Source organism: Anianabacter salinae (assembly GCF_019061145.1).
GTDB classification, from domain to species: domain Bacteria; phylum Pseudomonadota; class Alphaproteobacteria; order Rhodobacterales; family Rhodobacteraceae; genus Anianibacter; species Anianibacter salinarum.
In genome coordinates, this window is record NZ_JAHQZS010000001.1 from 791,584 (window position 1) to 817,497 (window position 25,914).

General features: G+C 65.3%; 28 protein-coding genes. 13 read left to right on the plus strand and 15 right to left on the minus strand.

The features are described from left to right. Positions 1-97: 97 nt before the first annotated feature. From mmsB to KTJ87_RS03930, 4 genes are all read right to left on the minus strand, one after another. Positions 98-976 (minus strand): 3-hydroxyisobutyrate dehydrogenase, encoded by an 879-nt coding sequence (mmsB, locus tag KTJ87_RS03915; RefSeq protein ID WP_267137752.1) that lies wholly within the window; start codon positions 974-976, stop codon positions 98-100. After that, on the minus strand, positions 973-2,016 hold the full coding sequence (locus KTJ87_RS03920) for an enoyl-CoA hydratase/isomerase family protein (protein WP_267137753.1): 1,044 nt from the start codon (positions 2,014-2,016) through the stop codon (positions 973-975). Before KTJ87_RS03920 ends, mmsB begins: the two co-directional genes overlap by 4 nt. Then, positions 2,013-3,158 (minus strand): acyl-CoA dehydrogenase family protein, encoded by a 1,146-nt coding sequence (locus KTJ87_RS03925; RefSeq protein WP_267137754.1) that lies wholly within the window; start codon positions 3,156-3,158, stop codon positions 2,013-2,015. The genes KTJ87_RS03920 and KTJ87_RS03925 overlap by 4 nt, the downstream gene beginning before the upstream one ends. Before the next feature lie 151 nt (positions 3,159-3,309). After that, positions 3,310-3,879: a L,D-transpeptidase gene (locus KTJ87_RS03930; RefSeq protein ID WP_267137755.1), complete on the minus strand. Its 570-nt coding sequence runs from the start codon at positions 3,877-3,879 to the stop codon at positions 3,310-3,312. A gap of 226 nt (positions 3,880-4,105) precedes the next feature. Here KTJ87_RS03930 and KTJ87_RS03935 point away from each other — a divergent pair, with 226 nt between their 5' ends. Then, entirely contained in the window at positions 4,106-4,525 is a 420-nt protein-coding gene (locus tag KTJ87_RS03935) for a YkgJ family cysteine cluster protein (protein WP_267137756.1), read from the plus strand. Here KTJ87_RS03935 and KTJ87_RS03940 read toward each other — a convergent pair. Next, the gene (locus KTJ87_RS03940; protein ID WP_267137757.1) at positions 4,509-6,008 is read right to left on the minus strand and encodes a CoA-acylating methylmalonate-semialdehyde dehydrogenase; all 1,500 of its coding nucleotides are present in this window, start codon (positions 6,006-6,008) and stop codon (positions 4,509-4,511) included. The two genes, KTJ87_RS03935 and KTJ87_RS03940, sit on opposite strands and share 17 nt — an antisense overlap. Before the next feature lie 126 nt (positions 6,009-6,134). Here KTJ87_RS03940 and KTJ87_RS03945 point away from each other — a divergent pair, with 126 nt between their 5' ends. The 4 genes from KTJ87_RS03945 to coaD all read left to right on the plus strand — a co-directional run bounded on the left by KTJ87_RS03945 (position 6,135) and on the right by coaD (position 8,820). Further along, positions 6,135-7,028, plus strand: a complete 894-nt coding sequence (locus tag KTJ87_RS03945) for a LysR family transcriptional regulator (protein ID WP_267137934.1) — start codon at positions 6,135-6,137, stop codon at positions 7,026-7,028. Between the two features lie 50 nt (positions 7,029-7,078). After that, the gene (locus KTJ87_RS03950; protein WP_267137758.1) at positions 7,079-7,513 is read left to right on the plus strand and encodes a CBS domain-containing protein; all 435 of its coding nucleotides are present in this window, start codon (positions 7,079-7,081) and stop codon (positions 7,511-7,513) included. A 73-nt stretch (positions 7,514-7,586) separates the two neighbouring features. Next, positions 7,587-8,252, plus strand: coding sequence for a MarC family protein (locus KTJ87_RS03955; protein WP_267137759.1), 666 nt, complete (start codon positions 7,587-7,589; stop codon positions 8,250-8,252). 73 nt (positions 8,253-8,325) lie between these two features. Next, positions 8,326-8,820: a pantetheine-phosphate adenylyltransferase gene (coaD, locus tag KTJ87_RS03960; RefSeq protein ID WP_267137760.1), complete on the plus strand. Its 495-nt coding sequence runs from the start codon at positions 8,326-8,328 to the stop codon at positions 8,818-8,820. A gap of 49 nt (positions 8,821-8,869) precedes the next feature. On the opposite strand, the gene KTJ87_RS03965 is transcribed toward coaD, so the two are convergent. The 3 genes from KTJ87_RS03965 to KTJ87_RS03975 all read right to left on the minus strand — a co-directional run bounded on the left by KTJ87_RS03965 (position 8,870) and on the right by KTJ87_RS03975 (position 10,441). After that, a complete protein-coding gene (locus KTJ87_RS03965) occupies positions 8,870-9,037 on the minus strand; it encodes a hypothetical protein (RefSeq protein ID WP_267137761.1) in 168 nt (55 codons plus the stop codon). Positions 9,038-9,235: 198 nt separating this feature from the next. Next, the gene (gene gap, locus KTJ87_RS03970) at positions 9,236-10,237 is read right to left on the minus strand and encodes a type I glyceraldehyde-3-phosphate dehydrogenase (RefSeq protein WP_267137762.1); all 1,002 of its coding nucleotides are present in this window, start codon (positions 10,235-10,237) and stop codon (positions 9,236-9,238) included. A gap of 63 nt (positions 10,238-10,300) precedes the next feature. Further along, a complete protein-coding gene (locus KTJ87_RS03975) occupies positions 10,301-10,441 on the minus strand; it encodes a hypothetical protein (protein ID WP_267137763.1) in 141 nt (46 codons plus the stop codon). A 110-nt stretch (positions 10,442-10,551) separates the two neighbouring features. On the opposite strand from KTJ87_RS03975, the gene KTJ87_RS03980 reads away from it, so the two are divergent. Beyond that, entirely contained in the window at positions 10,552-10,911 is a 360-nt protein-coding gene (locus KTJ87_RS03980) for a DoxX family protein (RefSeq protein WP_267137764.1), read from the plus strand. Positions 10,912-10,986: 75 nt separating this feature from the next. Here KTJ87_RS03980 and tkt read toward each other — a convergent pair whose 3' ends face one another. Beyond that, a complete protein-coding gene (gene tkt / locus KTJ87_RS03985; RefSeq protein WP_267137765.1) occupies positions 10,987-13,002 on the minus strand; it encodes a transketolase in 2,016 nt (671 codons plus the stop codon). Between the two features lie 183 nt (positions 13,003-13,185). On the opposite strand from tkt, the gene KTJ87_RS03990 reads away from it, so the two are divergent. Both KTJ87_RS03990 and KTJ87_RS03995 read left to right on the plus strand, forming a co-directional pair. Then, the gene (locus KTJ87_RS03990; RefSeq protein ID WP_267137766.1) at positions 13,186-13,704 is read left to right on the plus strand and encodes a hypothetical protein; all 519 of its coding nucleotides are present in this window, start codon (positions 13,186-13,188) and stop codon (positions 13,702-13,704) included. Then, positions 13,697-14,113 carry a cell division protein ZapA gene (locus KTJ87_RS03995; protein ID WP_267137767.1) on the plus strand — a complete coding sequence of 139 codons (417 nt, stop codon included), beginning with the start codon at positions 13,697-13,699 and terminating at the stop codon, positions 14,111-14,113. The genes KTJ87_RS03990 and KTJ87_RS03995 overlap by 8 nt, the downstream gene beginning before the upstream one ends. Before the next feature lie 78 nt (positions 14,114-14,191). Here the strand turns inward: KTJ87_RS03995 and grxD are convergent, their stop codons facing one another. The 6 genes from grxD to KTJ87_RS04025 all read right to left on the minus strand — a co-directional run bounded on the left by grxD (position 14,192) and on the right by KTJ87_RS04025 (position 18,963). Next, on the minus strand, positions 14,192-14,554 hold the full coding sequence (grxD, locus tag KTJ87_RS04000) for a Grx4 family monothiol glutaredoxin (protein WP_267137768.1): 363 nt from the start codon (positions 14,552-14,554) through the stop codon (positions 14,192-14,194). Then, the gene (locus KTJ87_RS04005) at positions 14,551-14,835 is read right to left on the minus strand and encodes a hypothetical protein (protein WP_267137769.1); all 285 of its coding nucleotides are present in this window, start codon (positions 14,833-14,835) and stop codon (positions 14,551-14,553) included. The genes grxD and KTJ87_RS04005 overlap by 4 nt, the downstream gene beginning before the upstream one ends. Continuing rightward, the gene (locus KTJ87_RS04010; RefSeq protein ID WP_267137770.1) at positions 14,832-15,068 is read right to left on the minus strand and encodes a BolA/IbaG family iron-sulfur metabolism protein; all 237 of its coding nucleotides are present in this window, start codon (positions 15,066-15,068) and stop codon (positions 14,832-14,834) included. The genes KTJ87_RS04005 and KTJ87_RS04010 overlap by 4 nt, the downstream gene beginning before the upstream one ends. A gap of 66 nt (positions 15,069-15,134) precedes the next feature. Further along, complete coding sequence (gene purL, locus KTJ87_RS04015) at positions 15,135-17,294, minus strand: phosphoribosylformylglycinamidine synthase subunit PurL (protein WP_267137771.1); 2,160 nt, start codon at positions 17,292-17,294, stop codon at positions 15,135-15,137. Between the two features lie 92 nt (positions 17,295-17,386). After that, complete coding sequence (locus tag KTJ87_RS04020) at positions 17,387-17,767, minus strand: hypothetical protein (RefSeq protein ID WP_267137772.1); 381 nt, start codon at positions 17,765-17,767, stop codon at positions 17,387-17,389. Positions 17,768-18,057: 290 nt separating this feature from the next. Then, positions 18,058-18,963: a LysR family transcriptional regulator gene (locus KTJ87_RS04025; RefSeq protein ID WP_267137773.1), complete on the minus strand. Its 906-nt coding sequence runs from the start codon at positions 18,961-18,963 to the stop codon at positions 18,058-18,060. 157 nt (positions 18,964-19,120) lie between these two features. Between KTJ87_RS04025 and KTJ87_RS04030 the strand changes: the two genes are divergently transcribed. The 5 genes from KTJ87_RS04030 to ccmE all read left to right on the plus strand — a co-directional run bounded on the left by KTJ87_RS04030 (position 19,121) and on the right by ccmE (position 25,865). Next, positions 19,121-22,543, plus strand: a complete 3,423-nt coding sequence (locus KTJ87_RS04030; protein WP_267137774.1) for an indolepyruvate ferredoxin oxidoreductase family protein — start codon at positions 19,121-19,123, stop codon at positions 22,541-22,543. 93 nt (positions 22,544-22,636) lie between these two features. Continuing rightward, on the plus strand, positions 22,637-23,515 hold the full coding sequence (locus KTJ87_RS04035; protein ID WP_267137775.1) for a lysophospholipid acyltransferase family protein: 879 nt from the start codon (positions 22,637-22,639) through the stop codon (positions 23,513-23,515). Beyond that, positions 23,515-24,327, plus strand: a complete 813-nt coding sequence (locus KTJ87_RS04040) for a glutamate racemase (RefSeq protein WP_267137776.1) — start codon at positions 23,515-23,517, stop codon at positions 24,325-24,327. Before KTJ87_RS04035 ends, KTJ87_RS04040 begins: the two co-directional genes overlap by 1 nt. A gap of 55 nt (positions 24,328-24,382) precedes the next feature. Then, positions 24,383-25,411 (plus strand): N-acetyl-gamma-glutamyl-phosphate reductase, encoded by a 1,029-nt coding sequence (argC, locus tag KTJ87_RS04045; RefSeq protein WP_267137777.1) that lies wholly within the window; start codon positions 24,383-24,385, stop codon positions 25,409-25,411. 10 nt (positions 25,412-25,421) lie between these two features. Beyond that, positions 25,422-25,865 (plus strand): cytochrome c maturation protein CcmE, encoded by a 444-nt coding sequence (ccmE, locus tag KTJ87_RS04050; protein ID WP_267137778.1) that lies wholly within the window; start codon positions 25,422-25,424, stop codon positions 25,863-25,865. Positions 25,866-25,914: the final 49 nt, after the last annotated feature.

A 25,914-nucleotide genomic window follows, 5' to 3' on the forward strand; every position in this document is an offset into this window, starting at 1 on the left:
TGTCATGCCGGGGAGTGCGTATTTGGACAAAGAAGAAGCCGAAAATTCTATTCAAACTTTTCGTTTCTTCTTTGAAAAAATACGCAAGAGCGCGGTCTCAGCCCTCGCTGCGCCCGCGTTTCTCGAACCGGGGCAGCATGGCCGAGAAATCCATGCCCTTGCCGTCTTCTGCCTCGACGAACCGCTCGTAGAGCGCCATCGCGGCAGCGCCCATTGGCGTATCGGCGTCGGCGCTGGTCGCGGCCTGCTGCGAGAGGCGCAGATCCTTGAGCATCAGGTCTGCGGCGAAGCCGGGCTTGTAGCCGTTGTCGGACGGCGACTTCGGGCCGATGCCGGGCGCAGGGCAATAGGCGTTCATGCTCCACGAGTAGCCCGACGAGGTGGACACCACGTCGAACATCGCCTGCCGGTCGAGGCCCAGCTTGTCGGCAAGGGCAAAAGCCTCGCAGGTGGCGATCATGGTCACGCCAAGGATCATGTTGTTGCAGATCTTCGCCGCCTGCCCGTTGCCCGAGGCGCCGCAATGCACCGCCTTCTGGCCCATGATGTCGAACAGCGGCGCGGCCTTGGTGAAGGCCTCTTCGCTGCCGCCGACCATGAAGGTCAGGGTGCCCGCCGTCGCGCCGCCGATCCCGCCCGAGACGGGGGCGTCGAGCGGCAGCAGGCCCGCCGCGCTGGCCTGTTCTGCGGCGGCGCGGGCGCTGTCCACGTCCACCGTCGAGCAATCGAGGAAGATCGCGCCGGGACGCATCGCGGGGATCAACTCGTCCGCGACGCTGCGCAGGATCTGGCCATTCGGCAGCATTGTGATGACGGCATCCGCGCCCGTCGCAGCCTCGGGTCCGGTGGCCGCCCGCCCGAAGGCGTCGGTGGTCACGCCCGCGACGTCGAAGCCGGTCACCTCATGGCCCGCCTTCGCAAGGTTCGTGGCCATGGGCAGGCCCATGTTTCCAAGTCCGATGAATGCGACTTTCATGGCATATTCTCCCAGTTCAGGTCGTTGTCGCCAAGCGGCGCCAGCATCGCCGCGACATCCGCATCGGCCACATCGCCGGGCGCGGCGTGCTGCCAGCGCGGTGTGCGGTCCTTGTCGATGATCTGGGCGCGCACGCCCTCGAGGAAGTCCCCGGTCTCGATGGCGCGCCATGTCGCGCGGTATTCGTTCGTAAGCGCGTGGCGGATCGAGGTGGTGTCTTCGGCGGCGCGGGCGATCAGCGTGCGGGTGGCCGCCATCGACAGTGGCGAGTTGCGCTGCAGCGCCTTGAGGGCAGGAGCGGCGAGCGGGTGGTCTTCGGTCGCCAGCAGGGCGATCGCCTCGGCCACGGGACGGTCGAAATGCGCGTCGATCCAGCTTTGCGCCTCGGCAAGGCGGCTGTCACCATCCGGTGCGGCGGCATCCTGTAGAAGCGCGGTGTCTCCAGCCTCGGACAGGCGCGCGATGAGGTCCGGCCAGCGGTCTTCGGGGATGCGGAAATCGGCGAAGCCTGCGTGGATCGCATCGGCTGCGTCCATCCGGTGACCCGTCAGGCCCAGGAAGGTGCCGATCCGCCCCGGTGCGCGCGCCAGCAGCAGCGTGCCGCCCACATCGGGTATAAGGCCGATGCCGCATTCGGGCATGGCGACCTGGCTCGTGTCGCCCACAACGCGGTGCGAGGCGTGGCCGCCAAGCCCCACGCCGCCGCCCATGACGAAGCCTTGCAGGAAGGCGGCGATGGGCTTGGGGTATTCGAAGATCTTGGCGTTGAGGCGATATTCCTCGCGCCAGAAGTTCCGCGCGGTGGCGAAATCCCCAGCCTTTCCGGCATGATACATCGCCGCGATGTCGCCGCCGGCGCAGAACGCCTTTTCGCCTTCCGCGTCCATGATGACGATCCGGATGGCGGGATCGTCGCGCCACGCATCCAGCGCGGCCTCGATCTCGAGGCACATCGGGTGCGACAGGGCGTTCAGCGACTTGGGACGGTTCAGGGTGATCCGGCCAGCGGCGCCTTCGGTGCGAATGAGGACGTCGGTCATGCCCGCTCCGCGATCATCTGGCGGCTGACGATCAGGCGCATGATCTCGTTGGTGCCTTCGAGGATCTGGTGGACGCGCAGGTCGCGCACGATCTTCTCGATGCCGTAGTCGGCAAGATAGCCGTAGCCGCCATGCAGTTGCAGGCACTGGTCGGCGATGCGCGATCCGGCCTCGGTCACGAATTTCTTGGCCATCGCGCAGAACTTGGTCGCATCCGGCGCGCCGGTATCGAGCTTCCACGCGGCCTGGCGCAGGAAGGTACGGGCGGCCTGCAATTCGATCTCCATCTCGGCAAGGCGGAACTGCAGCGCCTGGAACTCGGTCAGGGATTTGCCGAACGCCTTGCGCTCGGTCATGTAGTCCATCGTCGCGTCCAGCGCGGCCTGCGCGGGGCCGAGCGAGCAGGCGGCGATGTTCAGGCGTCCACCGTCAAGCCCCGCCATGGCATAGGAAAACCCGCGCCCTTCCTCGCCGATCAGGTTGGCGGCGGGCACCTTGCAATCGTCGAACTGCACTTGCCGCGTGGGTTGCGACCGCCAGCCCATCTTGTCCTCGAGCCCGCCAAAGGACAGGCCCGGCGTGCCGTCCTCGACGATCACGGTCGAGATGCCCTTGGGGCCATCCTCGCCGGTGCGGACCATCGTGACATAGGCGTCCGAGTATCCGCCGCCCGAGATGAACGCCTTGGTGCCGTTCAGGGTATAGCCGTCGTTCGTGCGGGTGGCGCGGGTCTTCAGAGAGGCGGCGTCCGAACCCGCTCCGGGTTCTGTCAGGCAGTATGACAGGACGGTCTGCATCGACGCGGCGCGGGGGAGCCATTCGGCCTTGACCTCGGCGCTGGCGAACTTGTCGATCATCGCCGCGCACATGTTGTGGATCGACAGGAAGGCGGCGACAGAAGCGCAAGAGCGCGACAGCGCCTCGAACACCAGCGTGGCGTCCAGCCGCGACAGGCCCGATCCGCCCGCATCTTCCGATACGTAAAGCGCGCCGAAGCCCAGTTCGGCGAGTTTGGGCCACAGATCCTTGGGGATGGTGCCGGCCGCTTCCCAGTCGCGGGCGTGCGGGGCGATCTGATCCTCTCCGAAGGCGCGGGCCATGTCGACGATGGCCGTCTGTTCCTCGGTCAGTGCGAAATCCATGCCAGTCCTCCCAAGACCGCAGAATTGAACGTGCGTTCTTTTTCTGCCCCGAGACTGGGAATTGCAACCGGAAAGCCAGGCGATCTGCGCAGCAAGAGACCCCGAGGATGTGCCTCGGGGTCCTCGCAATGCCCGTGGATTCGGCAGACGATCAGATGACGCGAACCTGCGCGCCGACGGGCACCAGTGCGAACAGCTCTTCGATCTGTTCGTTGAACAGGCCGATGCAGCCCGAGGATGACTGCCGCCCGATCTTGCGGGTGTCGTGTGTCCCGTGGATCAGGTAGGCGGGCCAGCTGAGATACAGGGCGTGGGTGCCAAGCGGGTTGTCCGGGCCGGGCGGCATGTAGTCGGGCAGGGTGGGATCGCGTTCCTTCATCGACGCGGTCGGCGTCCAGTCGGGCCCTTCGCGCTTGCGCACGATCTCGGTGTAGCCGCGCTTGGTCAGTTCTTCGGTCAGGGGCACGCTGGTGGGATACAGCCGGTAATCCTCGGCGTCCTTGGACCAGTAGTGCAGGGCGCGGCTGCGGGTGTCGGCCACTAGCGTGACCCGGTCGACGTTGTCGAAGTGGTCGCGCCAGTCCTGCCGGATGAAGGCCGAGGTGTTGTTGCGCGCGAACTCGGGGCGATCCGGCTCGACGAACTGCGCGCGCAGGACGGTCGGGGCGGCGAGGAAGGCTGCGCCAGAGATCAGCGCGGCGCGTCGGTTCAGTCGGGACATGGGGGCCTCTGTCTGCTCGGTGTCAGGTCGGTAAGTTTGGCGGCAAACTCTGCCCCCAACGCCTTCAAGTCCAGTGAGGACGCACTTCACATATTCAATAGTTTGTGAGTGTCCGGCGCCGTTTGTGACAAGCCTTGTCGGCGATCGAGCGGAAGCGTAACGCTCGCATTGGCGCATCGCGGGGGTCTTTTGCCGTCCTGTCGGCGCGGCACGACAGGTTCATGGATTGACGACGACGCTGGACTGCACGGCGTGCGGGGCTTGCTGCTTTGGCGGCCACGACGCCTATATCGCGTTACTGCCGCAGGACCGGGACCGCGCGATCCCGGCGGACACCACAACCGAAATCGACGGACGCCGCTACATGCGGATGGACTGCGGACATTGCGCGCAGTTGGGCGTGTCGGCTGCGGGCGAAATGCTGTGCGCGATCTACGAGAACCGGCCAGAAGCGTGCCGGGCGTTTCGCGCGGGCAGCTTCGAATGCCACAAGGCTCGGCAGAGGCGCGGAGCCGAGGCGGCTGCGCTTCAGGCGTTCGGCATGCGAACGGAAACCGGCCCCGCTGCGGGTGCAGCGGGGCCGGTGATCGATGTGCCGATACTGGTGGCAGCGGACGTGCCTGTTCAGGTCATTCCATCGCCTTGAACGCGAATTCGCCGCCGTCCTTGATGCCCGAGAACCAGCGCGCGGTGACGGTCTTGGTCTTGGTGTAGAAGCGGAAGGCGTCGGGGCCGTACTGGTTCAGGTCGCCGAAGGCCGATTTCTTCCAGCCGCCGAAGGTGTGGTAGGACAGCGGCACCGGGATCGGGAAGTTGATGCCCACCATGCCCACGTTGACACGGTGCGCGAAGTCGCGCGCGGTGTCGCCGTCGGCGGTGAAGATCGCGGTGCCGTTGCCGTATTCGTTGTCCATCGTCAGCTTCAGCGCTTCCTCGTAGCTGTTCGCGCGCACCTGCGTCAGGACCGGGCCGAAGATTTCCTGCTTGTAGATGTCCATGTCCGGCGTCGCGCGGTCAAAGAACGACGGTCCGACGAAATAGCCGTTCTCGTAGCCTTGCAGCGAGAAGCCGCGCCCGTCGACGACCAGTTCCGCGCCCTGCTCGACGCCCGAGTTGATGAGGCTCAGGATGCGTTCTTTGGACTGCGCGGTGATGACGGGGCCGTAGTCCACGTCATTGCCCGCCGTGTAGGGGCCGACCTTCAGCTTTTCGATGCGCGGCACAAGACGTTCGACCAGCGCGTCGGCGGTTTTCTCGCCGACCGGCACCGCGACCGAGATCGCCATGCAGCGTTCGCCCGCAGCGCCGAAACCGGCACCGACCAGCGCATCCGCCGCCTTGTCGAGATCGGCGTCGGGCATGATGATCATGTGGTTCTTGGCGCCGCCGAAGCACTGGGCGCGCTTGCCGTTGGAGCAGGCACGGCCATAGATATATTGAGCGATCGGGGTCGAGCCGACAAAGCCCACGGCCTGCACCGTCTCGTTGTCGAGGATCGCGTCGACGGCTTCCTTGTCGCCGTTGACGACCTGCAACACGCCGTCGGGCAGACCCGCCTCCTTGAGCAGTTCCGCAAGGCGCAGCGCGGTCGAGGGGCAGCGCTCGGACGGCTTGAGGATCATCGCGTTGCCGCAGGTGAGGGCGGGGCCCATCTTCCACAGGGGGATCATTGCGGGGAAGTTGAAGGGCGTGATGCCTGCCACGACGCCCAGCGGCTGGCGCATCGAATAAAGGTCGATGCCGGGGCCGCCGTCGTCGGTGAACTCGCCCTTCAGCAGCGCCGGGCCGCCCATGCAGACCTCGATCACCTCAAGCCCGCGCTGCACGTCGCCGCGCCCGTCGGGCAAGGTCTTGCCATGCTCGCGGCTGACCAGTTCGGCCAGCTCGTCCATGTGTTTGTTGATAAGCGCGCCGAAGGCCATCATCACCCGCGCGCGGCGCTGCGGGTTGGTGTTGCCCCAGGCGACCTGCGCTTCGGCGGCCTTGGCGACGGCGACGTCCATTTCTGCGGGGGTGGCCAGCGGGACGCGGGCCTGCACTTCGCCGGTGGCGGGGTTCATCACGTCCGAGAAACGGCCCGAGGTGCCTTTGACGTGTTCGCCGTTGATCCAGTGGGTCAGCTCTTGCATGGGGTCCTCCCGGGACAATTATGCGCGGATTCCGTTGGTCGCCTGTTTAGCCTTGCGCAATTCCCCTGAAAAGGCGCAGTTTTTCAAAACTGTTTTGCAATAATGCAAAGGCTAACGGCGATGGACATGCATTGGGACGATCTGAGGGTGTTTCTTGCGGTGGCGCGGGGTGACAGCCTGTCGGCGGCGGGGCGCGTGTTGCGGCTGGACCCGGCGACTGTGGGTCGGCGCGTCGCGCGGCTGGAAGAGGCGATCGGCGCGCCGCTGTTCGCCAAGTCGCCGCAGGGCTACGCGCTCACCGGCGACGGGCAACGCCTGCTGGACCATGCCGAGCGTGCCGAGGCTGCGGTGAACGGGGCCACTGCCGATCTTGGCGGGCAGGCGGGGCGGTTGACGGGGCTGATCCGCATTGGCGCGCCCGATGGCTGCGCCAACTACCTGTTGCCGCAGGTCAGCGCCGCCATCGCCGCCGAGAACCCCGGACTCGAAATCCAGATCGTCGCTCTGCCGCGCGTGTTCAACCTGTCCAAGCGCGAGGCGGACATGGCCATTGCGGTCTCGGCGCCCGAGACGGGGCGGCTGACGGTGCAGAAGATCACCGACTACCGCCTGCATCTGGCGGCGTCGCGTGATTATTTGGCGGGCGCCCCGGCGATCCGGGCGCGCGCCGACCTGAACGCGCATCCGGTCGTCGGCTACATCCCCGACATGATCTTCGATCCCGAACTCGACTACCTGGCCGAGATCGGGGCCGAGCGGGTGGCGATGGCCTCCAATTCCGTGTCGGTGCAGCTTGGCCTCTTGCGGGCGGGCGCCGGGGTGGGGATCGTCCACGATTTCGCGCTTCCCTTCGCGCCCGAGGTCGAGACGATCCTGACCGGCGAGATCGCGCTGACCCGGGCCTTCTATCTTATCCGCCATGCCGACGACAGGAAGGTCGACCGTCTGAACCGCTTTGCGCAGGCGCTGGCCGAGGGGCTTCGGCGAGAAGTTGCGCGGCTGGAGTCCCGGAAAACTTGACAGAATGTCGCAGCGCGCCGACCCTTTGCCGACACAGAGGAGGAATGTGCATGCTGGTCCATCAGATCCTGAAGGCGAAGTCGGATGACGGCGTGGTGACGGTGCGCCCCGACATGTCCATCGACGACGCGATCAAGCTGCTGTCCGAACGCCGGATCGGCGCGGTGATCGTCACGCAGGACGACAAGACCCCGCTTGGCATCCTGTCCGAGCGTGACGTCGTCCGCGAGATGGGGCGCCGGGGCACCGCCTGCCTGACCGACACGGTCGGCGACATGATGACGAAGGATCTTGTCGGCTGCTCGCGTCACGATACCGCCGACGCGGTGCTGACCCGGATGACGGATGGCCGGTTCCGTCACATGCCGGTGCTCGAAGATGGCGAGATGGTCGGCCTGATCTCGATCGGCGACGTGGTGAAGGCGCGGCTGGCCGAGTTGTCGATGGAGAAAAGCGCCCTTGAAGGGATGATCATGGGGCACTGACTTCGGCAGGACCCTCGGGTAGACGTCTGATGCGACATGGTTCGGCGACGGACGGCGCCCGACGGAGATTGCGATGCCCACCCATGATCTGACCACGCTCTTGCGCGAGTTCATCACGCTTTTCGTGGTGATCGATCCCATTGGGACGCTTCCGGTCTATTTCTTCGCCACCCGGCGGGTGCCACCCGAATATCATGCCCGGATTGCAATCCGGGCAGTCGCCGTGGCGACGGTCGTTCTGTTGCTGTTCCTCGTTGCAGGGCAATTCGTGCTGGAAGCGCTCGGGCTGCGGTTTGGCTCATTCCAGATTGCGGGCGGCGTGGTCCTGTTCCTATTTGCCCTGACGATGATCTTTGGCGAAGGCAAGGCCGAGCGCGAGATCGAGCAGGCCGGACGGGATCACATGTCAGGGGCGGTGTTCCCGCTGGCGATGCCCTCTATCGCGTCGCCGGGTGCGATGCTGGCGGTGGTGGTGCTGACGGACAACCACCGCAATTCCGTCCCTGACCAGATCGTCACGGCAGCGGTTCTGCTGTCGATCCTGGCGCTGACGCTTGGCCTTTTGTTGCTGGCGGGGCGGTTGAAGCGGATTCTGGGCAACACCGGCGCCAACGTGGTCAGCCGGATCATGGGGATCGTTCTTGCCACCGTCGCCGTGGACGCGGTCCTTGGCGGTCTGCAAGCCGTCGGCGCGCTGGACCTCGATGCGCCCGGCGCGGTGATCTCTTCGCCGGATTGACCAGGGGCCAAGCGGGTTGCAATCGGGAGCGCAATAATGTTGCTTGCGTCCCAAATCGCACGGAGGGACTGCGATGCGGATCGGACTTTACCCCGGCACCTTCGACCCGGTCACTCTGGGACATATCGACATCATCCAGCGGGCCGCGATGCTTGTGGACAGGCTGGTGATCGGCATCGCCATAAACCGCGACAAGTCGCCGTTGTTCTCGCTCGAGGAACGGGTCGAGATGATCGAGGCCGAGGTCGGCGTGCTGTCGGACCGCACCGGCACCGAGATCGTCGCACATCCGTTCGAGAACCTGCTGATCAACTGCGCCCATGACGTCGGCGCGGGGGTGATCGTGCGGGGCCTGCGGGCGGTGGCCGATTTCGAATACGAATACCAGATGGTCGGCATGAACCGCGCGCTGGATTCGTCGGTGGAGACGGTGTTCCTGATGGCCGAGGCACGGCATCAGGCGATCGCGTCCAAGCTGGTCAAGGAGATCGCGCGCCTGGACGGCGATGTCTCAAAGTTCGTCACGCCCGCCGTGCGCGAACGCCTGCTGGCCAAGCTGGGCAAGTAGCCCACGCCGAGCGGCCGCAGGGCCGCCCGCTGCTATCAGGTAGAGCTGATTACCGGCCGTAGACGGCGCTGCGTGCCATATTGCGTGCGTCGCCGGGGAAAATCCCGAGGTCTTCCACGGCAAGCTCGATCGGCAGGCTGCGCAGTTCGGCGACGGTGCGGTTGTATGCGGCACGGCGGCGGGCGGCGTCGCGGAGGGTTTCGAAGAAACGGGTCATGGCCTGTCCTTTGGGGTTGATCGTTGCTGTTGGACGGGAAATGGCCCCTGTGGGCGTGCGCGACAACGCCCATGGCGGAAGGGCCGCCATGCATTTGCTGCAACGCAGCAACGGCCTGCAGAACCTGCACCCCCTCTGAAACGGAAAACGCCGGGCGGATCGCCCGGCGTTTCGGTCTTGTGCGGCCCCGGCGTGGGATCAGATCAGCTTGCCCATCGCGACAGCGGTGTCGGCCATGCGGTTGGAAAAGCCCCATTCGTTGTCATACCACGTCAGGATGCGGACCATGTTGCCTTCCAGCACCTTGGTCTGGTCCATGTGGAACACCGACGAATGCGGGTTGTGGTTGAAATCGATCGAGACCAGCGGCTCGTCGGTGTAGCCGAGAATGCCCTTGAGCGGGCCATCTGCCGCGGCACGGATGGCGCCGTTAACCTCATCGATGGTCGTGGTGCGGGCGGATTCGAAGGTCAGGTCCACGACTGACACGTTCGGCGTCGGCACCCGGATCGCGACGCCGTCCAGCTTGCCGTTGAGTTCCGGCAGCACCAGGCCCACGGCCTTGGCCGCGCCCGTCGAGGTCGGGATCATCGACAGCGCCGCAGCGCGCGCGCGGTAGAGATCCTTGTGCATCGTGTCCAGCGTGGGCTGGTCGCCGGTGTAGCTGTGGATCGTCGTCATGAAGCCCTTGGTGATGCCGATGGCGTCGTTCAGCACCTTGGCGACGGGCGACAGGCAGTTGGTGGTGCAGGACGCGTTCGAGACGATGATGTCGTCGGCAGTCAGCACGTCATGGTTCACGCCGTAGACGATGGTCTTGTCGGCGTCCGCGCCGGGCGCCGAGATCAGCACCCGCTTGGACCCGTTGTCGAGATGCGCCTGGCACTTTTCCTTGGAGGTGAAGATGCCGGTGCATTCCATCACGATGTCCACGTCCGACCACGGCAGGTCGGCGGGATTGCGGATGGCGGTGACGCGGATCGGGCCGCGCCCGACGTCGATGCTGTCCTCGGTCGTGGTGACGGTCGCCGGAAAACGGCCATGCACGCTGTCATAGCGCAGCAGATGCGCGTTGGTCTCGACCGGGCCGAGATCGTTGATCGCCACGACCTCGATGTCGGTGCGTCCCGACTCGATGATGCCGCGAAGCACGTTGCGCCCGATGCGGCCGAAGCCGTTGATCGCCACCTTGACTGCCATGAAATCGTCTCCTGTCTGTCGGGCCGCACCTTGCTGCGCGGCGGGAAATGTCTCGGGACGGGCTTAGCGCCAGATCGCCAGCCATTCAATCAGCCGCAGTAGCTGGCGGCCGAGGAAAACCAGAAGGACCCCGTCGCGCGACAGATCCCACGCGAGGACAGCGATCAGGATCAGCCCGATGTAGATCGAAAGGCGGTTCGTCATGTCCGGGCCCCGTGGTCTTCGGCGCGGACCCTAGCGGCAGTCGCCCCGGAAATGAAGCGGTGACGGCAAGGGCGCTTGCCGCCGTGCCGTGCCGCGTCATATCGGGCTGCATGGAACCTGTATTGCATCTTGTCGGGCGACTTCTGATCGGCCTGCTGTTTCTGGCGGGCGCGGTGCAGAAGGCCGTCGATCCCGGCGCGGCGCAAGAGCTGTTGCTGATGCGCGGCCTGCCCGCAGCGCTGATCTGGCCCGCGCTGGTCTACAACGCGGCGGCGGCGGTTGCGCTGGCCTTCGGCTGGAAGACACGCCCGGTGGCGCTGTCGCTGGCGGTGTATTGCATGGTGACGAGCGTATTCCACCTGATCCCGTCGGACCCCTGGCAGATGTCGATCTTCGTCAAGAACTGGGCGATCGCGGGCGGGCTTCTGGTGTTGGCGTCCGCGCCCGTCGCAGGGCGCCGCGAGTCCTGAGCCGCTTCTGAACGAAGACGCCCGGAGAGTGGTCTCCCCGGGCGTCTTGCAGTCATGGGGTCGGGCGCGCCTGTGTCAGAGCAGCGACTGCGCCTTTGCGGTGACGGCCTCGGCGGTGATGCCGAACTTCTCGAACAGCTCTTCCGCCGGGGCGGACGCGCCGAAGCTGTCCATGCCGACAAAGCCCGCCTTGGCCTCCTTGCCGCGCTCGCCCAGAAGCCAGCGGTCCCAGGGCTGGCGCACGCCCGCCTCGATGGCGACGCGCACGGCGCCGCCCGGCAACACGCGCTTGCGGTAGGCTTCGTCTTGCGCGGCAAACAGCTCCATCGACGGCATCGACACCACGCGGGTGCCGATGCCATTGGCCTGAAGCGCTTCGCGGGCGGCCAGCGCAACCGAGACTTCCGAGCCCGATGCCATCAGGATCACCTGACGCTTGCCGTCCGCGTCCGCCAGCACATAGCCGCCCTGACGGCTGAGGTTCTTGGCCTTGAACTCGGGCCGCACCGACGGAAGGTTCTGGCGCGACAGGCACAGGACCGACGGGCGATCCATCGTCTCAAGCGCGATTTCCCACGCCTCGGCCGTTTCGGTCACGTCGGCGGGGCGGAACACCAGCGTGTTGGGTGTCGCGCGCAGAAGCGCCAGATGCTCGACCGGCTGGTGCGTCGGGCCGTCTTCGCCCAGACCGATGGAATCGTGTGTCATCACATAGACCACCGGAATGCCCATCAGCGCCGACAGCCGCATCGCGGGGCGAGCATAGTCGGTGAACACCATGAAGGTGCCGCCGTAGGGACGCAGGCCGCCGTGCAGGGCGATGCCGTTCATCGCCGCCGCCATGCCATGCTCGCGGATGCCGAAATGGACATAGCGCCCTTGCGGGTTGGTCGCCGAGAAGACGCCCAGATCGCCGGTCTTGGTGTTGTTCGAGCCGGTCAGGTCGGCAGAGCCGCCGAACGTCTCGGGCATCACCGGGTTGATGACTTCAAGCGTCATTTCGGACGCCTTGCGCGTCGCCACCTTGGGCTGGCTGTCCGCCAGTTGCTTTTTCAGCGCGCGGATGGTTGCCGCCAGTTTCTTCGGCGGCTCCCAGGTCATCTGGCGGGTGAACTGCTCGCGCTTGTTGGCCGAGAGGGCTTCAAAGCGGGTGTCCCACTCGGTGCGCGCCTGCGCGCCGCGCGCGCCGATGGCTTCCCAGGCCGACTTGACGTCCTGCGGGATTTCAAAGGCGGCGCCGGTCCAGCCGTACTGCGCCTTGGTGTCGGCGATCAGCTGCGCGTCGGTCAGCGCGCCGTGGCCCTTTGCGGTGTCCTGTGCGGACGAGCCAAGCGCGATATGGGTCTTGCAGGCGATCATCGCGGGGCGGTCCGATGCCTTGGCCTTTACGATGGCGGCGTCAATCGCTTCGGGATCATGACCGTCGCAGGCGAACACGTCCCAGCCCGCAGCGGCAAAGCGCACCTGCTGGTCAGTCGAGTCGGACATGGCGACCTGCCCGTCGATGGTGATGCCGTTGTCGTCGAAGAACACGATCAGCTTGGACAGCTTCAGATGCCCGGCCAGCGAGATCGCCTCGTGGCTGACGCCTTCCATCAAACAGCCGTCGCCCGCGAAGACATAAGTGTGGTGATCGACGATCTTCTTGCCCCAGACCGCATTCAGGTGCGACTCGGCGATGGCGAAACCGACCGCGTTCGAGATGCCCTGGCCCAGCGGGCCGGTCGTCGTTTCGATGCCTCTGGCATGGCCATATTCGGGATGGCCGGCCGTCTTGGCGCCCCACTGGCGGAAGTTGCGGATCTGATCGAGGGTCATGTCCTCATAGCCGGTCAGGTGCAGCAGTGCATACAGCAGCATCGAGCCGTGCCCGTTCGAGACGATGAAACGGTCGCGGTCGGCCCAGTCCGGCGTCTTGGGATCGAACTTGAGATGCTTCTCGAACAGCACCGTCGCGATGTCGGCCATGCCCATGGGCATCCCCGAATGGCCGGAGTTGGCGGCGGCCACGGCGTCGAGCGTCAGCGTGCGGATCGCGCAGGCCTTCATCCAGTGATCGGGGTGCTTTTCGCGCAAGGTTGCGATGTCCACGGGCGCGGATCCTTCGTCTTGGGGAGATGTCGCGCCTCTGATAGCAAGAAAGCGCGTGAGTGCAAGCAAGGCCGGGGTCCGGGCGCGCTTGTGCGGATTTTGGCGGGCAATGCACAGGCAGGGGCGCTATCATTGACGAAAGGTGATTCGGCGCAGAACGAACGAACCGACAGGGACAGGCAGATGGCAGACATTTCCGAACTGGAGCATCGCATCACTCTGGCGCTCGACAGGATCGGCGCGGGGATCGCGGGGCTGGACCGGCGCGCGGTGCCCGAGGCACGGGTTCCGCCCGCGCCCGCCGCGCCGCAGGGCGAGGGCGCCGAGGCGAGCGAATTGAGCGAGCTTCTGGAGGCAGAGCGCACCGCGAACGCGCAGATCGAGGACCGTCTGAAGGTTCTCAAGGACCGGCAGGAGCGTGAGGTGTCCGAGCTGCGCGCCGAAGCGGATCGGCTGCGCGAGCAGGTCGAGGAGACCCATGCGCGCAACCGCATTCTCAAGGGCCGACTTGAAGAAATGCGCCGCACGTTCAACGACCTGCGCGCCTCGGTGCGGGGCGATCAGGTGTCGGGCGAGACCCTGAACGCTGCGCTACAGGCCGAGCTTGACGGCGTTACTGCGCTGCGCGAGGCCGACCGGGCGGAACTGGACGCGATCCTGGGGGAGCTTGAGCCCCTGGTGAAGGAGGCCGAAAATGCCTGAAGTCGAAGTCAACATCGGGGGCCGCAGCTTTGCCGTGGCCTGCCAGGAGGGCGAAGAGGTCTATCTCAAGGCCGCCGCGCGGCTTCTTGACACCGAGGCCACCGCGCTGTCGGCGCAGATCGGACGTCTGCCGGAAAACCGGATGCTGCTGATGGCGGGCCTGATGCTTGCCGACAAGGCTGCGGGAGTGGACGAGCAGCTCCGCGGACTGGAAGAGCGCGTGCAACTGGCCGAGCGGCGCGCGCTTGCCGCCGAGGAAGAGGCCGAGGCGCTGCGCAACGCGCCGCCGCCGCCCGCCGAGCGCATCCAGGTGCCAGTGGTGCCGGACGGGTTGCGGGATTCGATGGCAGAGATCGCCGCCCGAGCCGAGTCGCTGGCGGACGAGATCGAGGAAAAGGCTGAGGCGTAGGGGCCAAATCCTCGTCGAGGATTTGGTTTCAGGATTTCCTTGAAATCCTGCGCCCCGGCCGGGCCTTACGCCCGAGCCTTAAGCGTTGTGCTCACGGATCTTCTCGGCGGCGTCCTTGTCGTAGGTGACGCCGTGCTGGTCGAACAACTGGTCCAGCTCGCCCGACAGCGTCATCTCGGTGATGATGTCGCAGCCGCCGACGAATTCGCCCTTCACATACAGCTGCGGGATCGTCGGCCAGTCGGAATACTCCTTGATGCCCTGCCGGATGCCGTCATCCTCGAGCACGTTCACATCGGCGAACTCGATCCCCATGAAGTTCAAAACGCCCGCCACGCGGGACGAGAACCCGCATTGCGGCATCGCCTTGGTGCCTTTCATGAAAAGCACCACGTCGTTCGCTTTCACCGTCTCGTCGATGCGCGTCTTTGCGTCGGTCATGTCCTGTCGTCCTTCCGGTTGCGGCCGGGCACGAAGCCCTTGGCGTAGTCCTGCGGGTCGCGGGTGACCCGCCACACGCGCGAGGCGTCCTCGTTCCCCGCGCCGATGAAAGCGATGCGTTCCCCGGCGTGCAAAAGCTGGTCGCCCTGACCGGGCGGTGTGCCTTGCTTGCGCTTGCCGTGGGTGCGGCGGCGCCGATCCTCGCGCAGGATCCCGGCGATGCCGAGGACGGCAAGCCCGGCGCACAGCGCGCCGACGATCCAGAACGCGAGCCCGGTCATTCCGGTGCGCGCGTGGTCAGCGCCAGCGCATGCACCGCACCGCTGGGGCCATCCATCGCGCCCTTCAGGGCCGCATAGACCGCGCGCTGTTGCTGCACGCGGTTCATGCCGCGAAAGCTTTCGTCTTCGACCAGCGCGGCGAAATGCGCGCCGTCGTCGCCCTGCACCTCGATCCGTGCCTTGGGAAAGCTGCCCCGGATGAGGTCTTCGATTTCCTGTGCGGTGATCGCCATCGCCGGTCTCCTGTTCGCTTGCACCAGAGGTATGGTGGGCGGTCTGTCTGTGCAAGCGTAGAGCGGTCAGCCAAAGACCGCGCCAAAGCTGGAGCGGTAGAGCGCCGAAAGCTCGGACAACGGCGCCTCGCTGCGGCCCATCCTGACGGTGTCGCCGCCGAAGCGGCCGACGGTCTGGATCGTCAGCCCGGCCTTGCCCGCCTCGATCATCAGCGTCTCGGCACAGTCGAAGGTCGCGGCGATCAGGTAGCGCGCCTGATCCTCGCCAAAGATGACCGGCGTGTCGCCGCTGTCGAGCGTGACGCCGACGCCTGCCGCTTCGGCCATCTCGAAGGCGGCAAGGGCAAGGCCGCCGTCCGACAGGTCCTGACAGGCCGAGATCATCGCGTGGTTGGCGCGGATGAAATCGCCTGCCGCCTTTTCTGCGGCAAGATCCACGGTCGGCGCGTCGCCGTCTTCGCGGTTGAACACCTCGTGCAGAAGCGCGGACTGTCCCAGGTGGCTGCCCTCGGGGCCCAGCAGAAGCGCCATCATGCCCGCCTGGGCGCTGCCTGCGATGATGTCCTCTTCAGTGGCGATCAGGCCGACCGCGCCGATGGTGGGGGTGGGCAGGATCGCGCTGCCGTCGGTCTCGTTGTAGAGGCTGACGTTGCCTGACACGATGGGCATGTCCAGCGCCGCCACGGCCTCGCCGATGCCTTTGATCGCGCCGACGAACTGGCCCATGATCGCGGGCTTCTCGGGGTTGCCGAAGTTGAGGTTGTCGGTGGTGGCCAGCGGCACTGCGCCCACGGCGGTGAGGTTGCGGTATGCCTCGGCCACCGCCTGTTTGCCGCCTTCGACCGGGTTGGCGCGCACGTAGCGCGGGGTCACGTCAGAGGTGAAGGCCAGCAGTTTGCCGGTGCCGTGCACCCGGATCACGCCTGCGCCAAGGCCGGGTGCGCGCACCGTGTCGGCCATGACCATGTGGTCGTATTGCTCATACACCCAGTTCTTCGCGGCGTGGTTGGGGCTGGAGATCAGGCCCTTCAGCCCGTCGATGGGGTCGATCTGCGGCACGTCCTGCAACTCGGGGGCGGGCAGGGGTTCGTCCCAGGGGCGGTCGTATTCGGGGGCGGAGGAGGCGAGTTTCGACAGCGGAAGGTCGGCCTTCACGTCGTTGCCGTGCAGGATCAGGAAACGGTCCTCGGCGATGGTCTCACCCACGATTGCAAAGTCGAGATCCCATTTGTCGAAGACCGCCTTGGCCTCGGCCTCTTTCTCGGGGCGCAGGACCATGAGCATGCGTTCCTGCGATTCCGACAGCATCATCTCGTAGGCGGTCATGTGCTCCTCGCGCACGGGCACGCGGTCGAGGTCAAGCCGGATGCCAAGGCCGCCCTTGTCGCCCATCTCGACGGCCGAACAGGTCAGGCCCGCGGCCCCCATGTCCTGGATGGAAATGACCGCGCCGGTTTGCATCAACTCGAGGCACGCCTCCATCAGCCGCTTTTCGGTGAAGGGGTCGCCGACCTGCACGGTCGGACGTTTCTCCTCGATGGTGTCGTCGAATTCGGCCGAGGCCATCGTCGCGCCGCCGACGCCGTCGCGGCCGGTCTTGGCGCCCAGATAAACAACAGGCATCCCGACGCCGCTGGCCGCCGAGTAGAAGATCGCGTCCGCATCGGCCAATCCGGCGGCAAAGGCATTCACAAGGCAGTTGCCGTTGTAGGCGGGGTGAAACCGCACCTCGCCGCCCACGGTCGGCACGCCAAAGGCGTTGCCGTAGCCGCCGATGCCTTCGACGACGCCATGGACAAGCTGGCGGGTCTTGGGATGGTCAGGGGCGCCGAAGGACAGCGAGTTCATCGCCGCGATGGGCCGCGCGCCCATGGTGAACACATCGCGCAGGATGCCGCCGACGCCGGTGGCCGCGCCCTGGTAGGGTTCGATGTAGGACGGGTGGTTGTGGCTCTCCATCTTGAAGACCACCGCCTGACCGTCACCGATATCGACGACGCCCGCATTCTCGCCGGGGCCGCAAATGACCTGCGGGCCAGTGGTGGGCAGGGTGCGCAGCCATTTCTTCGAGGACTTGTAGGAACAATGCTCGTTCCACATCGCCGAGAAGATGCCGAGCTCGGTGAAACTCGGCGCCCGCCCGATGATCTCGAGAATGCGCGCGTATTCGTCCGGCTTCAGCCCGTGCGCGGCGATAAGGTCGTCGGTGATCTGCGGCTCGTCCATTCTGTCCCCCGGATCGTGCTTGCGGGGTCATAGAACATCGGTTCCGCAGGTGGAAGGGCGGCACGGCTCTTGCCGCCGGGCCGCACGGCGGATCAGCCGCCCCCGCCGTAGGTTTCCATGAACTGCGCGCGGCTGAGGCCGATGCGGGTGTCCGTGCCGATCACCTCGCCGGGGTCGGTGGTCACGACAATCCGGGCCTGTGTCAGCCCCAGTTCCGCGTCGGGAATGATCGTGCAGCGATAGCCATTCTCGTTCGTGGTCGAGGCGACGATGACGCCAAGGATGACACCATCACTGGACAGCAATTTGTGCTCGACGCCGTTCAACTCGTCGATTGGGGTGCCGGGGGCTATGATGTTCAGGCCCTCGCCCGTCGACACGCTTTGCGCGGTGCAAGGGGACGGGGCGGCGGCCGCTGCACTTGCGACGCCGATCAGCAATGTGAATGCGATCCGATTTGCAGCAAGGCCCATCAAGACATTCCCGTCGGTTTTCAATTGCTGTTCAAGATGCGTGATACCTGAGGAAACGCGCCCGGACCGACCGAGGGTCCTGCCGATCACCAAATCGGCACCGCGCGTGTGCGCATGAGGCAAAAAAATGGCCGAGACAAAGCTCGGCCAAAGTCCAACAGGGAGGTAGACGCGACGACAATGGATTATCGTTGCGCCTTGCCGGGATTTATGGCGCGTATGCCCATGGATCAAGCAGTTTCGAGACGAAACCATGCATGGCCGCTATGCATTTGCAGCAAGGCTAAAGGTCAGCCGAGCGGCTCGTCCTTGCGGTTCTTGCGATAGGCAAAGATTTCCTCGGTCACGAAGTCGCGGAAGGCTGCGATGCGTTTGGAATGCCGCAGTTCCTCGGGATAGGCGAGAAAGACGGGCACTTCGGCAGATTCCACGTCCGGCAGGATGCGCCGCAGATCGGGGAAATCCTCGGTCAGGTAGTCGGGCAGAACGCCGATGCCGAGGTTGTTGAGGACCGCCTGCAGGACGCCGAAATAGTTGTTTACCGTCAGCAGCGACCGGATTTCGTAGGCGAACAGCGACTGGATCAGGCTGGCGCCCGCGCTGACCTGCGCGCTGGTGGTGTTCTGGCAGATGATCCGGTGCTGGCCGATGTCTTCCAGCCGCGACGGCGTGCCGTACTGCTCGCAATAGCTGGCAGAGGCGTAAAGCCGCATGCGGATGTTCATCAGGCGTTTGCGGATCAGGTCGGCCTGGCTGGGTTCCTTCATGCGGATGGCGACGTCGGCCTCGCGCATGGGCAGGTCGAGCACGCGCTCTTCCAGCATCAGGTCGATCTTCAACTCGGGGTATTTCTCGTACAGCGCGGGCAGGCGCGGGGCGAGCCACAGCGTGCCGAAGCCGGTCGTGGTGGTGACGCGCAATTCGCCGAACGCCTCTTCCTCGCTGTCGCGGATGCGGGCGGCGGCGGTGTCGAGCCGCTTGTTCATCGCGCTGGTGGCGTCGAACAGCAATTCGCCCTGTTCAGTGAGAATCAGTCCCCGCGCATGGCGGTGAAACAGGGTGGTGTTGAGGCTCTCTTCAAGCGCCCGGATTTGCCGCGAGACAGCCGATTGCGACAGGTGCAGCGTATCACCCGCATGGGTCAGGCTGCCGGCATCGGCGACCGCGTGAAATATTCTGAGTTTGTCCCAGTCCATTCTGGCCCCACCATTACCCTAAGCGCACCTGTTGCGTAACTTGGCATAAAGGGTCGCTAGCCGCCTTTGCAAACAAAGACGTGACGGCAGAAGCGGTTTGTAGGTCAGCTTTTTTGACCTATACTCGTGGAAAGCAGAACCACAGGGAGGATGCCCAATGACGCGGCAGGATGTGACGCTGCACGACCGTTTCGACCTTTCGAAATCGCCGGTGCTTCTTAATGGCACGCAGGCGCTGGTGCGCCTCATGCTGATGCAGAAAGAGCGCGACCGCGCCGTGGGGCTGAACACCGCGGGCATGGTCTGCGGTTATCGCGGCTCGCCCCTGGGCGCGGTGGACATGCAGATGGCGCGCGCCGGGAAAGAGCTTGGTGCGGCGGATGTGCGGTTCCAGCCGGGGCTGAACGAGGATCTGGCGGCGACCGCGCTATGGGGCACCCAGCAGGCCGAGTTGCGCGGCGAGGGCAAGTTCGATGGCGTCTTCGGCCTGTGGTATGGCAAGGGGCCGGGCGTGGACCGGTCCGGCGACGTGATGCGCCATGCCAACATGGCCGGCTCGTCGAAGAACGGCGGCGTCATCATGGCGATGGGCGACGACCACACCGGCGAATCCTCGACCGTGCTGCACCAGTCGGATTGGGCGATGGTCGATGCCTACATGCCGGTGATGCAGCCTGCGGGCGTGCAGGAAATCCTCGACTACGGGCTTTATGCCTACGCGCTCAGCCGCTTTTCGGGGCTGTGGGTGGGCCTCAAGACGGTGAAGGAAAACATCGAGGCGACGTCGGTGGTGGACGCATTGCCGGACCGCATGTCGTTCGTCACGCCCGAGTTCGACATGCCCGAGGACGGTCTGAACATCCGCCTGGTCGATACGCCGCACGCGCAGGAAGCGCGGATGATCGACCACAAGCGTTTCGCGGCCGAGGCGTTTTCCCGCGCCAACCGCATGGACAAACGCATGTGGGGCAAGCCGGGCGCCAAGATAGGATTCGTCGCGGCGGGCAAGAACTGGCTCGACCTTGTCCATGCGCTGTCGCTGCTGGGCATCGACGAGGCCGAGGCGGAACGGCTGGGCATCACCACCTACAAGGTCGCGCAGACCTGGCCGCTGGACATGACCTCGTTCCATGACTGGGCCGAGGGGCTGGAGTTGATCGTCTGCGTCGAGGAAAAGCGCAAGCTGATCGAAGTGCAGATCAAGGAAGCGATCTTTGACGACCGCCGGGGCCGCCGCGTCTATGGCTGGTACAAGGGCGGCGCGGGCGGCATGCACCGCGAGGAACTGTTCCCGACGCGCTTTGCGCTCGACCCGGTCTGGATCGCGGAAAAGATCGGCGGCATCCTGATCGAGGAAGGCCGAGGCACCGACCGGGTCAAGGCCGGGCTGACGATGCTGGACGAGGCGCGCCGCGCGGACAACGCCAAGGAGATCGCCGCCCGCCTGCCGTATTTCTGCGCGGGCTGTCCGCACAATTCATCCACCAAAGTGCCGGACGGCAGCCGTGCCTACGCAGGCATCGGCTGTCACTACATGGTGCAGTGGATGGACCGCAATACGACCGGGTTCACCCACATGGGCGGCGAGGGTGCGAACTGGATCGGGGAGGCGCCGTTCTCGACCACCGAGCATGTGTTCCAGAACCTTGGCGACGGCACCTACAATCATTCGGGCGTGCAGGCGATCCGCTTCGCCTTGGCCGCCAAGACGAACATCACCTACAAGATTCTCTACAATGACGCCGTTGCGATGACCGGCGGGCAGAAGAATGACGGCGACATGCGGCCCGAGCAGATTGTTCGAGAAGTGCAAGCGATGGGCGTGCGTAGCGTCGCCATCGTCTATGACGAAAAGGAAGAACCGGACTGGGGCCTGTTCCCGTCCGATGTGCCGCGCCACGAACGGGCTGACCTTGCCGAAGTGCAGAAGCAATTCAGCAAGTTCAAGGGCGTCTCGGTCATTCTTTACATCCAGACCTGCGCCGCTGAAAAGCGCCGCCGTCGCAAGCGCGGCCAGTTTCCCGACCCCGACACCCGCATCCTTATCAACACCGATGTTTGCGAGGGATGTGGGGATTGTGGGGTGCAGTCCAACTGCGTCGCCATCGTTCCCGCCGAGACCGAACTTGGACGAAAGCGCGCGATCGACCAGTCGGCCTGCAACAAGGATTACTCCTGCCTCAAGGGATTCTGCCCGTCTTTCGTGACCCTCGATGGCGCGAAACCGAAGAAGGCGGCGACGCAAGAGGTCACTGTCGGCACTTTGCCCGAACCGCAGATCAAGCCCATTGAAGGGACGCACAACGTCGTCATCACGGGCGTCGGCGGCACCGGTGTCGTGACGCTTGGCGCGGTGCTGGCGATGGCGGCGCATCTCGACGGCAAGGGCGCGGGCATGATCGAGATGGCCGGCCTCGCGCAGAAGGGCGGCGCGGTGCACATCCACTGCCGCCTTGCGGAAACCCCGGACGCGATCAGCGCGATCCGCGTGGCGACGGGCGAGTGCGATACGCTGATCGGCGGCGATCTTGTCGTCAGCGCGGGCGCCAAGACGCTGGGCCTGACGCGCACGGGGCGCACCGGCGCCGTGGTCAACAGCCACGAGATCGTCACCGGCGATTTCACCCGCGACACCGAATTCAAGCTGCCGACCGAACAGCTGTCGCTGGCGCTGGAGGCGCGGATCAAGGACCGTCTGGCATTGTTCGACGCCTCGGACCTTGCCAAGGCGCTGATGGGCGACACGATCTTTTCCAACATGATGATCTTCGGCGCGGCGTGGCAGAAGGGCTATCTGCCGATCACTCTGGCGTCGATGACCCGCGCGATCGAGTTGAACGGCGCGGCCGTCGAGAAGAACCTGCGCGCGTTCGAACTGGGGCGCTGGGCGGCCGAGAACCCGTCCGAGGTCGAGGCGATCCTTGCGCCGTCCAACGTGGTCGCCAAGCCCAGGTCGCTGGACGAGCGCGTCGCGTTCAGGGTGGATCACCTGACCGCCTACCAGTCAGTGCGCTATGCCCGCCGCTACACCAAGGTTCTGGACGGGATCACCGATCCGCGCCTGAAAGAGGCGGTCGCTTTGGGCTATCACAAGCTGCTGGCCTACAAGGACGAGTACGAGGTGGCACGCCTGCTCAAGGACACCGAGGCGAAGGCGCGCGCGCAGTTCGATGGCGATTTCCGCGTCAACTATCACCTCGCGCCGCCGCTTGTGTCGAAAGAGGGGGCTGATGGCCGCCCGCAGAAGCGCAAGTTCGGGCCATGGCTGGCGCGGGCGTTCCCGGTTCTGGCGCGGATGAAGAGCCTGCGCGGCACCCCGTTCGATCCGTTCGGGCGCACCGCCGAGCGGCGGATGGAGCGCGCGATGATCGCGGAATACGAGGCCGACATGGCGCGCGTCTTGCCCAAGGCGGGGCCCGATACGATGGATGCCATCGTCGCGCTGGCCGAATTGCCGCTGCAGATCCGCGGCTTTGGACCGGTCAAGGAGGCCAACCAGCAAAAGGCCGCCAAGCGCCGCGAGGAACTGCTGGCCGCGATCGAGCAAGGTCCGGAAGCCACCCGCCGCGCCGCCGAGTAACTTCCTTGAAACTCCCTGCGCAAATCACTCGCTTTGCGCAGGGAGTTCGATTATTTTCCGCAGCACCCCTTTCGAAAGCCGAGGTTCTGGCAGATGGGCGCTGGCAGTCATGTCGCTCGTGAAATCAGTTATGCAAGTTCCGCCCAATCGCGGGGCGGCCGCGCCATCATTCGGGTGCTCGAGAACGCCACCGGGCGGCTGAGCCTGATAAAGCGTGCCGCGGGTTACGAGACCGAGGTCGCGGGTGGCCGCGATTTCTGGCAGGTGATGGTCGAACGCTACGGGCTGACGCTGGATGTCGTCGGCGGGGCGATGTCGAACATTCCCGCCAACGGGCCGCTGATCCTGATCTCGAACCACCCTTACGGCATCCTCGACGGGCTGATGATGGGGCACATCCTGAGCCTTGCGCGCGGCGATTTCCGCATTCTCGCGCACCGGGTGTTCCGTAAGGCCGAGGACCTGAACAAGATCATCCTTCCCATCGCCTTCGACGAGACCAAGGAAGCGGTGCGCCAGAACCTCGAAACCCGCAAGACGGCGCACGATTACTTGCGCAACGGCGGGGCCATCGGGATCTTTCCGGGCGGCACGGTGTCGACCGCGCCCAAGCCCTTTGCGCATCCGCTTGATCCGGTGTGGCGCACCTTCACGGCCAAGCTGATCTCGAAAAGCGGCGCGACCGTCGTGCCGGTGTTCTTCGACGGCCACAACTCGCGCCTGTTCCAGGTGGCAAGCCACCTGCACTACACCTTGCGGATGGCGCTTCTCATCAACGAGTTCCGTGCGCGGGTGGATGAACCCGTCCGCATGGTCATCGGAGAGCCGATCCCCGACATGGAGCTGAAGGCGCGGTATCACGACCCGAAGGGAATGATGGATTTCCTGCGCCAGAGAACCTATGCCCTGTCTCCGAAACCTCTCAAGTCGACCTCGTACGGCTTCGAGTTCGAGGACAAGCACAGGGCATAATGGCAGTCGGCATTTTTGATTCAGGTCTGGGCGGGCTGACCGTCCTGGACGCGGTGATGCGGCGCCTTCCCGAGGTGCCGTTCGTGTATTTCGCCGACAGCGCCCATGCGCCCTATGGCGTGCGCGACGCGCAGGACATCTTCGAGCTGACGACGGCGGCGACGGGCAGGCTGTTCGATCATGGCTGCGATCTGGTGATCCTTGCGTGCAACACCGCCAGCGCGGCAGCGCTGCGGCGGATGCAGGAAAGCTGGGTGCCCAAGGACAAGCGCGTCCTTGGCGTCTTTGTCCCGCTGATCGAGGCGCTGACCGAACGGCAATGGGGCGACAATTCTCCGCCGCGCGAAGTGGCGGTGAAACACGTTGCGCTGTTCGCTACGCCCGCGACGGTCGCCAGCCGTGCCTTCCAGCGCGAACTGGCCTTCCGCGCCATCGGCGTCGATGTCGAGGCGCAGGCTTGCGGCGGTGTCGTGGACGCGATCGAAGACGGCGACATGATCCTGGCCGAGGCGCTGGTGCGCAGCCATGTCGATGCGCTGAAACGCAAGATGCCGACGCCCGACGCGGCGATCCTGGGCTGCACGCATTATCCGCTGATGCAGGACATCTTTCAGGATGCGCTGGGGGCGGATGTGTCGGTGTTCAGCCAGGCGAACCTGGTGGCCGAAAGCCTTGCCGACTACCTGACGCGGCACCCCGGCAAGATCGGCGCGGGCACCGAAAGCGCCTACCTGACGACCGGAAACCCGCGCAAGGTGTCGGACGGCGCGACGCGCTTCCTGCGACGAAAGATCGAGTTCACGCCGGCCTGATTGCGGGACGGCCCGAAGTCTCATATCTATTCGTCTGCATCTGAAAGGTTTCTCAATGGCCCATACCGTCGCCATTCTGGGCGCGTCCGGCTACACCGGCGCCGAGCTTGTCCGGCTGATCGCCACGCACCCGTCCATCAAGATCGGCGCGCTGTCCGCGAACGCCAAGGCTGGGCAATCCATGGCCTCTGTGTTCCCTCACCTGCGCCACCTTGCATTGCCTGATCTGGTCAAGATCGAAGAGATCGACTTTGCCGGTATCGACCTGGTGTTCTGTGCCCTGCCGCATGCCACATCACAGAGCGTCATCAAGGGGCTGCCGCGCGATCTGAAGGTCGTGGACCTGTCCGCCGACTTTCGCCTGCGCGATCCCGCAATGTACGAAAAGTGGTATGGCAAGCCGCACGATGCACCCGAGCTGCAGGCCGAGGCGGTCTATGGTCTGACCGAATTCTACCGGGCCGAGATCGCTGGCGCGCGGCTTTGCGCGGGCACCGGATGCAACGCCGCGACCGGGCAATATGCGCTGCGCCCGCTGATCGCAGACGGGGTGATCGACCTTGACGACATCGTCATCGACCTCAAGGCGGCGGTGTCCGGCGCGGGGCGTTCTCTCAAGGAGAACCTGCTTCACGCGGAATTGTCCGAGGGCTACCACGCCTATTCGGCGGGCGGCACGCACCGGCACCTTGGCGAATTCGACCAGGAGTTTTCCAAGGTCGCGGGGCGGCCCGTCGAGGTGCAGTTCACCCCGCACCTGATCCCGGCGAACCGGGGCATCCTTGCCACCGTCTACGTCTCGGGCGACGCGGCGGCCATCCACGCCTCGCTGGCCCGTGCCTATGCGGACGAGCCGTTCCTGCAGGTCCTGCCGATGGGCGAGCATCCCTCGACCCGGCACATCCGTGGATCGAACTTCTGCCATATCGGCGTCGTCGCTGACCGCAAGCCGGGCCGGGCGATGGTGATTGCCGCGCTCGACAATCTGACCAAGGGCTCGTCGGGGCAGGCGCTTCAGAACGCCAACCTGATGCTGGGCATCGAAGAGACGGCGGGGCTGATGCTGGCCCCATGCTTTCCATGAGGTATCGCCGATGAAGACGCTCAAGAAACGCCGCCGCATCCAGATCATTGCTGTTGCCTTCGTGGCGCTGGCGGGGTCCACCGCGCTGATTGGATATGCGCTGCAGGACGGCATCAACTTCTTCCGCGCGCCCAGCCAGGTGATCGCAGAGCCGCCGGGCGCGGCCGAAGTGTTCCGCCTTGGCGGGCTGGTCGAGGACGGCACGCTGATGCGCGGGCAAGGCGAGACGATCAGCTTCAGCGTGACCGATGGCGGCGCCTCGGTTCCGGTCCGCTATACCGGCGTGTTGCCCGACCTGTTCGAGGAAGGGCAGGGCATGGTCGGCACCGGGCGCTACATCGACGGCGTGTTCGAAGCGTCCGAGATCCTTGCCAAGCACGACGAGACCTACATGCCGAAAGAGGTCGTTGACGCGCTCAAGGAACAGGGCGTCTACGTCGACCCGAACGGCTGACACCGAAAGCTTTAACCGCCTCGCAGCATCCTGATCCCCGGATTCACTC